This is a genomic window from Ruminococcus sp. RTP21484sp1_RTP21277st1_D2_RTP21277_210401 (assembly GCF_040924225.1).
Classification (GTDB): domain Bacteria; phylum Bacillota; class Clostridia; order Lachnospirales; family Lachnospiraceae; genus Blautia_A; species Blautia_A faecis.
In genome coordinates this window covers 1-12859 of record NZ_JBCOMJ010000034.1, presented here as the reverse complement: position 1 = coordinate 12859, position 12859 = coordinate 1, and the positions used below count along the sequence as shown (strand labels likewise).

The 12859-nt window shown below is 43.5% G+C and carries 10 protein-coding genes; 2 read left to right on the top strand and 8 right to left on the bottom strand.

Annotated features, from left to right (window positions below; translation table 11 throughout):
• Positions 1–92 precede the first annotated feature (92 nt).
• From AB5706_RS18815 to AB5706_RS18790, 6 genes are all read right to left on the bottom strand, one after another.
• Positions 93–326: a polya polymerase gene (locus AB5706_RS18815; RefSeq protein WP_118577545.1), complete on the bottom strand. Its 234-nt coding sequence runs from the start codon at positions 324–326 to the stop codon at positions 93–95.
• Between the two features lie 232 nt (positions 327–558).
• The gene (glgB, locus tag AB5706_RS18810) at positions 559–2442 is read right to left on the bottom strand and encodes a 1,4-alpha-glucan branching protein GlgB (protein WP_368366263.1); all 1884 of its coding nucleotides are present in this window, start codon (positions 2440–2442) and stop codon (positions 559–561) included.
• Between the two features lie 266 nt (positions 2443–2708).
• Positions 2709–4025: a polysaccharide deacetylase family protein gene (locus AB5706_RS18805; protein WP_148461566.1), complete on the bottom strand. Its 1317-nt coding sequence runs from the start codon at positions 4023–4025 to the stop codon at positions 2709–2711.
• 60 nt (positions 4026–4085) lie between these two features.
• A complete protein-coding gene (gene nagA / locus AB5706_RS18800; protein ID WP_173772124.1) occupies positions 4086–5189 on the bottom strand; it encodes an N-acetylglucosamine-6-phosphate deacetylase in 1104 nt (367 codons plus the stop codon).
• A gap of 56 nt (positions 5190–5245) precedes the next feature.
• Positions 5246–6601 (bottom strand): trigger factor, encoded by a 1356-nt coding sequence (gene tig, locus AB5706_RS18795; RefSeq protein WP_173772122.1) that lies wholly within the window; start codon positions 6599–6601, stop codon positions 5246–5248.
• Between the two features lie 212 nt (positions 6602–6813).
• Complete coding sequence (locus AB5706_RS18790) at positions 6814–8715, bottom strand: polysaccharide deacetylase family protein (RefSeq protein WP_330602703.1); 1902 nt, start codon at positions 8713–8715, stop codon at positions 6814–6816.
• 335 nt (positions 8716–9050) lie between these two features.
• Between AB5706_RS18790 and AB5706_RS18785 the strand changes: the two genes are divergently transcribed.
• Both AB5706_RS18785 and AB5706_RS18780 read left to right on the top strand, forming a co-directional pair.
• Positions 9051–9455, top strand: coding sequence for a hypothetical protein (locus tag AB5706_RS18785; protein ID WP_118577550.1), 405 nt, complete (start codon positions 9051–9053; stop codon positions 9453–9455).
• A gap of 125 nt (positions 9456–9580) precedes the next feature.
• Positions 9581–10084 carry a hypothetical protein gene (locus AB5706_RS18780; RefSeq protein WP_173772120.1) on the top strand — a complete coding sequence of 168 codons (504 nt, stop codon included), beginning with the start codon at positions 9581–9583 and terminating at the stop codon, positions 10082–10084.
• Positions 10085–10242: 158 nt separating this feature from the next.
• Here the strand turns inward: AB5706_RS18780 and AB5706_RS18775 are convergent, their stop codons facing one another.
• Positions 10243–11826, bottom strand: a complete 1584-nt coding sequence (locus tag AB5706_RS18775; protein WP_173772118.1) for an alpha-L-rhamnosidase-related protein — start codon at positions 11824–11826, stop codon at positions 10243–10245.
• Between the two features lie 22 nt (positions 11827–11848).
• On the bottom strand, positions 11849–12859 hold a 1011-nt coding region (locus tag AB5706_RS18770; RefSeq protein ID WP_368366262.1), incomplete at its 5' end, for an ATP-binding protein.

The following is a 12859-nucleotide window of genomic DNA, read 5'->3' as shown; positions in this document are numbered from 1 at the left end:
TTGTATTCCCCTTTCTATTATGCCAGAAAAAGGGGACATGACCAAGTCACATCCCCTAATATATTTATCCCAATTTCACAGTTTTATGCAAATCAACCGTTGATCATGAAGTGCATAAGCTTATCAATGTCTTCTTTCTCATATGCAACGATCTCAAGCTCCGGAATCTCACCGTTAGAGAAGATGTTTGCAAGAGATACATACTGTGATAATTTAGATTTCAGGTTCAGTCTGTCACCTTCGCCAGTTACAAGCTCTACTTTACCAGCGCAGCTGTCTACTACATCAAAAAATTTCTGAATGTCTTTAATATTAGATACCTTCATGTCAATATTCTCCTTTCAACATGTACAACTTTTTCCATTTCTTTTTGTTCGGGCTCATTATATCTCAACTTTTTCCAAATAGCAACAGGTTTTTCGCCTTCTGGAAAAAAATCCCCAACAGTCACAAACAAAACCCAAATTTGCCCCATTCTTTGGGTATTTTTAATACTAAATTATCACAGCAATCTGAAACTTGTCTGTGAGAATTGTTCCTTGCGGAATTTGGAAGCTTTTAATACTGGAACACAGCAACTCCGTAAGCTGGCAGCGGATAAGCAAAGGAGAACGGACGATTGTCACAATCCTGCTTTTCTGCCTTAAATACCTTTTTCGTAGTCTGTCCGTTTTCATCCAGAATCAGTGTGTATTGTTTCTTCTTTGGCACACCAACACGGTAATCCGGACGTTCTACAGGAGTGAAATTGCATACTACCAGAAGGTTGTTTCTTTTTGTAGGGGATTTCCTTACGAAGCTGTAAATACTTCTGTCCCCGTCATCCGCATTGATCCACTCAAAACCAGACGGATCCGTGTCCGTTCCATAAAGCGCAGGATATTTGCGATACATCTTCAGCAATGTCTGCACAAAATCCTTCAAATCCCGATGCTTCTCTTCCCCAAGAAGGAACCAGTCAAGTTCTCTCTCCTCGCTCCACTCTCGAAGTTGACCGAATTCCTGCCCCATAAATAAAAGCTTCTTGCCCGGATGGCAGAACATAAATGTATAAGCAGCCTTCAGATTCTTAAACTTATCATCTAGCTCACCTGGCATTTTCTCCAGCATAGACTTCTTCAGATGAACCACCTCATCATGGGAGATTACTAACACATATTTCTCACTGTAAGCATATGTCATGGAGAAAGTCATCTTATTATGGTTAAACTTACGGAAATAGGGGTCCAGCTTCATATATTCCAGGAAGTCATTCATCCAGCCCATGTTCCATTTCAGGGAAAATCCAAGGCCGTCATCCTCTGCCTTACCTGTAACCTTCGGCCATGCGGTAGACTCCTCTGCAATCATCACAGTACCATGGTTTCTTCCAAGAACCACTGTATTCAGATGCTTAAAAAACTCAATTGCTTCCAGATTCTGATTTCCGCCATATTTATTGGCTACCCACTGACCATCATTCTTTCCATAATCCAGATACAGCATGGATGCAACGGCATCCACACGAAGACCGTCCACATGACACTCCTCGATCCAGAACAGAGCATTTGCGATCAGGAAGTTCTTTACCTCCGGTCTGCCATAATTGTAGATCTTGGTTCCCCAGTCCGGATGCTCTCCCTGTCTGGGATCTGCATGCTCATAAACTGCAGTTCCATCAAAATTCGCCAGTCCATGGGCATCCTTGGGAAAATGTGCCGGCACCCAGTCCAGAATAACCCCGATTTTCTGTCTGTGAAGATAATCTACCAGATATTTGAAATCCTGGGGTGTTCCATAGCGGGAAGTAGGCGCATAATAACCGGTGACCTGATATCCCCAGGAACCGTCAAAGGGATGCTCTGCAATCCCCATCAGCTCCACATGTGTATAGCCCATATCCTTCACATACTGGGCAAGCTTCACCGCCAGTTCCCTGTAATTGAAAAAGCCTTTCTCATTCTCCTCTGTAGCCGGATGCTTCATCCAGGAGCCAGGATGTACCTCATAGATCGCCATGGCATCCTTAGTCTCGTCAAATTTCTGACGATTCTTCATCCAGGTGGTATCTTTCCATTTGTAATCCCCGATATCCGTGATTCTGGATGCCGTTCCCGGTCTTAATTCTGCCTCATTTGCATAAGGGTCAGCTTTATAAATATGCTCCCCGTTCATTCCTACAATAAAAAACTTATACAGCTGTCCAATCTTCGCTCCAGGGACAAATGTCTCAAATACACCGATCGGACCTGCCTTTTTCATTGGAGCAGCCTGTTCATTCCAGTCATTAAACTCTCCAATTACAGAAACAGCTTGCGCATTAGGTGCCCATACTGCAAAATAAACACCTTCTTTTTTCCCTTGTTTCACAGGATGTGCGCCAAGCTTTCTGTAAACATCATAATGGGTTCCCTGACCAAAGAGATACTGGTCAAGCTCTGTAAACTGTAATTTCTCTCCCATCAGAAAGTTACCTCCCTAAACTTTCAAATTCTTATGCACATTATAGCATACTCTTTTCCTCCATGCCACCAAAAACTTGTCTATTATTCATAAAAAATCTACATCAAAATTCATTTTTACTGTAAAAAAATACGCCTGTACTTTGACATTTTTCTCATAAGTACAAGCGTATACTATCATTCACACTATACAGCATCTGCGATTTCCGGAAGTCCCGAAGCTTAACACATATGCCAGACAGGCTCTAGAGCCTCTTATTTTCTCCGTTATTCGCCTGAGTCGCTGCTAAAATCCCCTTCGCTATTCTCACTGCCGTCTGTGTATCCGTCACTTTCACTGCCGTCGCTTCCATCACCGGAGCCATCACTGAAGTCGCTCTCATCTCCATTACTGCTGTCATCTGAACTGCCATCAGAAGTTCCATCTGTGGAAGAGTCCTCAGAAGAGCCATTTCCATTATATCCAGGCACATAACCTGCATCAAGGGCGCTCTGCCAGAACTCTGCATATTTTGCTGGCTGAAGGGTAACATTCTTCGCCGCTGCCATCTCACTTACCGTTACCAGTTTATATCCCTGTGCAATAAGATCTGGAATCAGTCTGAGTGCCGCATCAACTGAAGGACCATGAATATCATGCATCAGAATAACGGCTCCGTCTCCCAGATTGCTGTCATTCATAATGCCATTGTAATCCAGATCTGCATCCAGATATTTCCAGTCCAGACTGTCAATAGACCACAAAATAAAAGGTTTCCCAACTGCCGAAATAATTTCATCATTGCAGTCTCCATAAGGCGGACGAATTACCGTGGACTCCTGTCCACAGGCATCAATCAATGCCTGATCGGTATCGCCGAATTCCTTTATAACATCATCAATACTCAGATTCAGCATATCCTGATGATCCCAGGAATGGTTTCCGATCTCACAGCCAAGTTCCACCATTCTCTTCACTTCGTCCGGATACTGTCCAACCAGCTGTCCCAACATAAAGAAGGTAGCATGTGCATTGTTCTCCTCCAGACAGTCCAGAAGCTTGTCTGTATACTGTCCCGGACCATCATCAAAGGTAAGTGCGATCAAAGGGCGTTTCTTCTCAGCATTGTAAGAACCATCCTCATTAAAATAATAATCGTTTACCCCCTTGGTCACCCAGCCGGTCTGCATGTATCCATTGGAATCAAATGCATATTTCACTCCGTCAATCTCTGCAAAACCATTGGTATAATATGTACCATCTGCATTCTGATACCAGCGTCCGCTGGAATCCTCATGCCAGCCTGGAGTCAGTGAAGAAACCTTGGTCACATCGCTCTGTCCTTTCAGAGGCTGTCTCAGAGCATCTGTAGAATTGGAATCCGCATTCGAAGCAGCTCCGTCACCTGCATCCGCCTGCACGCTCTGTGATTTTCCAGTACTCTTTCCTCCCACACGACTTACGATTGGAAAAATCACTCCTCTTATTACAAAAATCACAGCCAGCACCATTGCCACAACATAGGTAACCAGCTTAATGATCTTCCTTCGTCTTATCTGGCGCTGTTTCCTGCGCATTCTTTCGCGCAAAACCCTTCTATCCATTCATATTCCCTCTTTATCTCTCGTTACATAGTGGAAAAAATTTTCCGCAAAAAAGTTCTGTCATAGCACTTCTCTCAGCTCCAGATCATCTGTTACAAGAAGAATATCCGCTTTCTTTCCAACAGAAAGGGAACCAACTTCATCATAAATACCAATACTCTTTGCCGGATTTCGTGTTGCTGCAAAAATCGCTTCTTCAAGGGGAACACCAAAAGAAACAGCCTTGCGCATACAATCATACAGGTTCGTAGCAGAACCGGCAATCGTACCGTCCTTCAAAGTTGCCTTACAGTCCTTCATCGTTACTTCCTGTCCACCCAGCTGGTAGGTTCCGTTCTCCATTCCAGTAGCCATCATAGAGTCACTGATCAGTACAATCCTCTCTGGTCCAAACATCTTAAATGTAGCGCGGATCACAGCGGGATGAATGTGAATGCCATCACAGATCATCTCTGCCATACACTGCCCATCATCACAGGCAGCTCCGATCAGTCCTGGTTCTCTGTGCGCCAGTGGCTGCATGGCATTATAAAGATGTGTCACATGGTGTGCACCTCTTCTCATGGCCTCCGCTGCTGTATCGTAATCAGCTGCTGTATGACCAAGGGAAATGCACACCTCATTATGTACCTCATCAATGAATTCCATAGCACCATCCACATTCGGTGCCAGAGTTACCAGCTTCACCATATTTCCGGAATATTCATTCAGTTCACGGAAAAATCCGGCATCTGGTTTGCGGATATAGCCCTCCACATGGGCACCTTTTTTCTTCGCATCCAGAAACGGTCCTTCCATATTGATTCCCCGGACAGTGGCTCCGGCTTTCATTTCTCCCACAGTCTTAATAGTGGCAAAAATTTCCTTCAGTTCTTCTGCCGGCAATGTCATGGAAGTAGGACAATAGGAAGTAATTCCGTGGCTCTTTTCGTATTTCAGAATAATCTTAAGTCCCTCCGGATCAGCATCAGAAAAATCATGTCCAAATGCACCGTGACTGTGAATATCCACCAGTCCCGGGATTACCCTGAGCCCAGCCGCGTCTACAATCGTCTTGTCCGTAACCTCATCCTCAGAAGCCACGATTCTATGATTCTCCACATACAGATCCTGTAATCTGAAGCTTCCATCCTCCTGAAAAACTTCTCCGTTTTTAATAATCATAACTCCATTCCCTCCTGAGATTCATTGGCTGCTGTTTCTATTATAAACAGCAACCGTCAATTCTCTGTACTGTCATCCTGTGTATCTGTTGAAGCATCCGCTGCTGTGCCTGTATCTGCGGTTGCACCAGTTTCCTGATCTTCTGCTGTATCCCCGCCATCCGTGCTCTGTCCGTCAGTTGTACTGCCATCTGCATGATCTGCTGCTTCTGTTCCCTCAGCAGCCTGTGCGGCCTCACCTTCAGCAGATGTATCCGCTGCTGTCTGATCATAATTTGCATTTGCAATAATGAAATCCTGAACTCTCATAAGTCCGATACTCTCATCCACTGCAACCTGACCGTAAGTATCGATAAGAACTGCAAGATCGCCAGAAGCATACTGCTCTACCAGCTGATTCTGGATTGCAAGGCTTTCCTCATCCTCCAGAGTCATTCCCTCTGCGTCCATGATTCCCTGAATAAGCAGATTCTGTTTTACCTTGGCCTGGGCATACTGCTGGCACTGGGCTTCGAAATCATCCATGGAAACGCCCTGAGACTCTACGAAGTCTTCAAGCTCCATATTTCCCTGCTTCGCGTATGCTTCTGCCTGTTTCTTAAATGTCTTCACTGCCTCTTCTACGTCTTTCTCCGGATATTCCACAACCTCAGAATTGGTGTAAACAGTATTCCATGCAGTGCTGCGCAGACTGCTGTCGGCCTGATCCTGTGCCTCCTGCTCCAGCTGTGCGCGAACAGAAGCCTTATATTCATCAATTGTCTTGTAATCGGTATTCGCTGCAACCCAGTCATCGGTCAGTTCCGGTGGTCTCTTAAAGCTCTGCACGGTAATCTGGAATACTGCATCCTGTCCAGCCAGTTCACTGTTGCGGTAGCTCTCCGGGAAGGTTACCGATACGTCTTTAGTCTCACCCTTCTTCATTCCCACGATTCCTTCTTCAAATCCGGGAATCATTGTGCCGCTTCCGATCACAAGGTCATAATTATTACCAGTTCCACCTTCAAAAGCTTCCCCGTCTTTTGTACCTACGAAATTAATAGTAGCGGTATCACCATTCTGGATGACAGCGTTCTCATCTGTCACTTCCACTGAATTGTCTTTCAAATTCTCTGCGATACGATTCTCAATATCCTCATCTGTCACTTCTGGTACAGAATTATCAAGAGTTATCCCCTTATAGTCTGCAATTGTAACATATTTCTCCACATTATCCACTGAAACCAGGCGTGTCGCACCGGTAGAATCTGTATAAGGTTCCTGTACCTCTTCTTCCTCTGCCGAATCCTCTGCCTGCTGCTCTGTGGCAGTGCTCTCACTCTCTGTACTGGTAGTTTCTTTATCACTTCCGCAGCCATTTACAGCAAGTGCCATACACATTACTAACGCTGCCAAATATAGTTTTCTTTTCATTTCATACTCCCTTCAGTTACTCTTTTATAAAATTATCACATTTTCTATTAAAAAGGAAGCCCACTGAGGCAATCATTTTTATTTTATCTCCGCCGCGTTACTGTTCACTGGTAACGTTCCGCGAGGTGTTTTATGTGAACAAAGTTCACATAAAACCCGAGAATCTCAGCGCAAAATCATGCGAATCCATGCCCTCTTTGCAGCTGGTCTTATCAGCCCCCATTCATAGGCGGTACAGGAGTGGGTCTGGATGGGTCAAATACCTGGCTTACGTCAAACAGATCTGCCAGCATGTCCGGATTGTAATACATTCGATATCCATCCACATTTCTTCTTCCCATTCGGAAATATTCATCCGTCATCTGTACAAAATATTTGTTAGAGTCCACATTGCAATAATAATCATAGCCCTGGGATTTCAGATATTCAAATTTCTCATTGCCAGTGTACTCCCCGCCGTTATTAATATCTGCTCCGAAAGCAAAGATAATAATATCTGTTCCGCCAATAAGCGGGTCAATGTTCTCTTTGAAGTTCTGTGTATCTGTTTCAAGGCGTTCCATGGAAACTGTAGACATGTTTTTATGTCCCCATGTATGGCTGGCAAAAGTCCAGCCCTCCGCCTTCATGGCATCTGCGACCTTTTTCGCTTCTGCCCGCTCTGTATCCAGATCAAAATCAGGATGCGCGTCAAGCCACGCCTTTTTATCATCATTCAGATCATCTGGTCTTGTCTGATAGCTGATATCTGTGCGGTAACCCAGGATTCCATTGTAGCCTGTAAGCGCTACAATTCCCTTATGTCCATGATATGCAAAATCAGGATGTTCCTCCACAAACCGGTCGATCAGCGGTACAACATCATAGTCACCTACAACTGTGCTTCCATCATCCTGTACATATTCGTTGCGAACCTTCCCCTCTTCGTCTATAACAAGCTTGGTGGCAATTCCATCTCCATCCTGGGAGTGATAATAACATACATCGTCCTGCGAAAGGACAAACGGTGTTTTTCCCTTAGGAAGATAAATCTGCTTTGCCTGCATTTTCCCATTTTCATCAACGTCTGCCAGATCATAAAGGTTTACCATTACATATCCCTCGTCATACATGATCTGGGTTATCTTATTAAACTCATCCATAGTGGTCATAACCTGATTATAACCATCTGTCTTGTAATCTCCATCAAACGCCTTGGAAGTATCCACGATCAGGGAATGGTAAAAAATGTGAGTTACCTGTTCTGGAGACCAGGCTACACATTTATCCTTTTTCTTCTGGAATTTCTCTGCAGCATTCTGAAAATGGACATTTCTCACATATGCATTGTCCTTCTGCAAAAGGCTGATTGCACCGTCATAATCATACTGGGCTGCTTTCTCCTTAGCTGTGGTCAGTACTTTCTTCTCGTGACGGATCTGCCTCCTGATGATACCTGTGCCGGCAGCTGCTGCCTGTGGCATAACCCCATTTAAATTTATGGCTGCTGTCTGGGCTGCTTCCTGCTCTGGCTGATTTGCAGAATCTGAAGAATTATCTTCTGTTTTCTCTTTATCGGACATATTCCCGGATTTATCCTGTGCAGTATCCTCTGAATTGTCATCTGTATTTCCAGTTGTCTCATCACTGTCATCTGCCGTGCCTTCACCAGATTCCGGTTGTATATCTGTACTGTCTGAGCTGTCAGCAGCTTCCTCTGTATTAATATCGGGGTTTTCGATGCTTTCGGTGCTTTGGTCAGCCTTTGCCAGTTCTTCTGCTGCCTTGCTCTCTTTACCGGAATTCTTATCAGGAACCAAATCCCTTACCTTGGCTACCAGCGTTTCCATGCCGTCTTTTAACCCTGTCTGCTCTCTATAAAAGTATCCCACACCGCCCAACACTGCCAGAGCAGTAATAATAAGAGCCAGATTACGATTCCGTATCTGCCTCTTCTTTCTCTTCAGATTGCGCTCATGTCTCTCGCGCCGTCGTTCTTCGTAATATATCTCTTCCTGGTGTTCCTTCTCTGCCAGTTCCTGTAATTCTCTGTCAAGCTCCCGCTTGGACTGGCTGTCGGGAACTTTATTCTCTTCCAGACCAGGCTGTTCCTGTTCTGTATCCGATTTCTTCATAATGTATAACTCCTAACTATACTGTAAGCCCCCCTCAAAACACCTTCTTCCCGCAAGACCAGTTAATAAAGAAAACCTACAAAGCTTCCTATTAATCCTGAACGGAATCTGTAATCTGGCATTTATTATAACCATACCAGATAAATCTATCCATTCTGTAACCAGTAGATTTCTATTATACATGATATTCAAAATAATTACCACCTCTTCTCAGTAAATATCCTTGCATTCTATTGCCATATATTGTTAAAATAAAAAACACATGATAAAATATGTTTTAACCTCAAATATCAAAAATATTAAGCTCTATATCAGTCACTCTAAAGGAGGAAAATATGAACAGATCAGATATTATGCGCATCAGCGCACTATTTGAAATAGCCCTGGGTTCTGCTTCTTTGATCGCAGCCCGCTTCTGGATCGGAACCACTAATATTGTGGGCAGACATGTAACCCATGGTGATACTACAGAGGCTTTTGCACTTACTTATGCATTTACACTTCTTCAGATTGCAATTGGAATTATAGGCGTGATGAATGCAGAAAAAGGAAGAATGAGCACCGTTATCTTTGGAATTTTGGCCTTTATTCCCCAGATCGCCCACTTCTTTCATATTAAGGGAAGTATTATACTGGTTCTTATGAATCTTGCAGCATTTGCGGTACCGGTTTTATATGCGTTCACAGCTTATAAGCTTTTTAAAGGAGATAACAAAACAATTGCCTTTTCCAAAAAATGATGTTAAAATGTAGTTTATGTGAAACAAGAATGTAACTGTTCAGTTTCTTCACGGTCACACGTTTTGCGGAACCGTGCAGGCTGAATAGTTATTAAGAAACTTTATAATATAGTAGGAGGATAAGTATGCATCCAGTAACAATCGTCCTTCTGGTGATTCTCGTAATCCTCATCGGATTACTGGTTGGTTTATATTTCTTTGGCAAGAAGACCCAGAAGAAGCAGGAAGAACAGCAGGCACAGATCGAGGCAAGTAAACAGACCGTTTCCATGCTCGTTATTGATAAGAAGAGAATGCCACTTAAGGAATCAGGTCTCCCACAGATGGTCATCGACCAGACGCCGAAGCTTCTCCGCCGCTGCAAGATGCCGATCGTTAAGGCTAAAGTCGGACCGAAGATTTCCATTCTTATCGCAGACGAGAAGGTATTCGACCTTATCCCTGTGAAGAAAGAGATCAAAGCTGAAGTAAGTGGACTTTACATAGTAGGTGTAAAAGGCATCCGCGGTAACCTGGACGCTCCGGTTAAGAAGAAAAAAGGATTTTTCGCACGTTTTAAGAAATCTGCTGAGGAAGCTCAGGCAGCCCAGAATGAGACTAAGAAATCTAAAAAGAATAAAAAGAAATGATTATTTTAGCCCTGCCATTATGATGGCAGGGCTATTTTAATGCTCCTTTCCCCATATTGTAATGCCAGACATTATTTCCTGCGTGTTGCATTTTATCAAGAATCTTTCTCTCATTTCAAAAAGGATCCTGCATTTCTGCAAGATCCTCATTCTCAATCTTATTTCCCATTATCCATATAAAATTTTCTAAGAAAATACGTCGGCGTACAGCTCCATGCGTGACAGTAGCTGTTAACCATGCTGGAGCCATAAGGGGATTCTTCCCGGTTGTATGGATTGTACAGTTCCCAGAAGGTGTCGGCGCCGTCGCGGATCATCTCGCCCCAGTAACGCTTCATTTCTTCCAGTGCAAGCTCTTTCTCATCACAGCGGATAAGCGCATCAATATAGTGATGATACATATATGGAGTTACCATGCGGATTCTTGGATTCACTTCCATTACATGATGGATCAATTTACAGTTTGTCTCTTTGTCAAAGACACGTGCCAGGATCATCCAGATCTGGGTTGCCCAGGAAGCCTGACAGTCCGGACCGCTTACGAACATTCCAAGCGCTTCATCCCAGAACTCTTTCACTGCTGCCTCTTTCAGCATGGCCTGCTTCTCTTCCAGCCAGCTGATATCCTCCTGTTTATCCAGAATCTTTGCAAGGCGGATTCCATAACGGATACAGTAAATCAGAACTGCTGTAGCTCCGGCCTGCTTATTCAGACCATCTCCCCAGTCCAGGAAGCACCAGAATGCATCACCTAAATCCTCCACAACATTTTTCTCATTTAACTGCGTCATAGCAATGCGGATCTGATCAATTGCCACATCATAAAGATCCCTGAGTGTTTCCAGATCACCGGTTGCCTCATAATAATCCAGAAGCACAGATGAGAAAAACAATGCATAGTCCAGAAGGTAAGTATCATCTGGCTCCATCTCCGGTTCTGTGAATACACAGGCGCTTAGCTTTCCCTCATTAAAAAGCAGTCCTGCAAAAATATACATACAGCGTTTGGCAAGATCATAATTCTTAAAGGTGTAATAATTGGCTCTCGCCTGAAGTCTCAGATCTCCCAGCCACATTCTGCGGTCACGCTTTGGTCCATCCTCAAAAACATCCTGCATACATTCTTTCAGGGTTTTTCGGCTTACCAGATCAATCTGATTCAGAAGCGGATCTCCGAAATCCACAGGCTTTACAGACTCCATATCTACAGCAGAAACCGTATCACAGGAAATACCATCGATTTTCAGCTGGAACTTGGCAGAAGTATCAATTACACGAAGCTCCATATAACGGAAAGAATATCTTCTTGGCAGCTTCACCTTCGCCGGAAGTACATCCACATGAATATACTCCTCCTGAATCCAGCCACGGCTGAGCCAGCCGTCATAATCAGCAGTTTTGTCCGTCATTTCCTCCAGACGCTCACCGAATTTCAGGTAAAAATAAACCGGTGCATCCTGATGGCTTCCTGTTTTACTAAGCTCCAGAGTCACATAACCTACAGCATGATCCCCGAAATCCACAAATACTGTATCATCTCTTTTTAAAGATTTTGCATACAGATTTTCAATCGGGTGCTCTTCTGTAATAACCGTTCTCATCTGGCGGTCTTTTCCCACCACAATTTCCTTTGCAGCCTTGATTTCCTTATGCAGGAGCTCTGGTTTTAAGGATTCTGCAATTTCCAGAAAACGATTATTTTTATGTACTTCAAAATTATCAATTATACTATATGATGGCATTGTCATTCCTCCTAAAAATCACCTAATGTTTCATCGGAATCAGTATCTTCAGCTCAAACCAGTTGTCTGTCTTGCCCGCCATAACGGAACCGCCATACTTCTCTATAATTTTTTTCATACTCTTCATTCCATATCCATGGAATCGTTTGTCTTTCTTTGTTGTGATCGGGATTCCGTCCTGGAACTGAACGTTCTCCTCGCAGTAATTCTCTGTGCGAATACGAATAAACTGTTTATCCTGAATCACATGCAGGGAAATCAGACGTTTCTGACGGTCTTTGATCTTCACCACACTTTCAATAGCGTTATCCAGCATATTTCCGAAAAGAGCACTGATATCCATATCCTCCATAAAATTCAGAAGCTGTCCCTCACCCATAAATTTCAGCTCAATACCATGTCTCTGACAATGCATGCTTTTACTGGTAAGAATAGTGTCAAGAACATTATTTCCCGTCTTATTCTGCGTTTCATAAATCTTGATCTCGCGCTCCATCTGTTCCAGGTATTCCCCTGCTTTCTCAGAATCTGCACCGCTTTTTAAAAGATTAATCTGATGCTTCAGATCATGGTATTTCTGATTGACAATATCAATACTCTCTTTGGAAAGCTTGTAATTTTTGTACTGCATATCCATAATATTCCGAAGAGTATCCTTCTCAAAACGCATCTGGATTTCTTTTACCTGAATGTGATAAGCATAAAGAACTGCCATACCGCTAAGATCTGCCAATGTGCGGATAATAAACACATCCATAGCTGTTCCCGCACTGAAAATACTTTTTACATCTACATAGCTTACATTGCTGATGCAATACACCACGACCAACACAAAATATACAACCAGAAGTTCTCTGCGGGTAATCTGCAGCTCCTCAATATCCTTCTTCAGATAACGTTCAATCAAATAAATCAGAATGTATAGTACTGCATAAATAACTACCATATGCAGCACTCTCCATAGCATCTGCTCTGGTGTCCCCTTCTCCTGACCGCTGAAATCACCTGTATAAAAATAATGGATCTGCCAGCA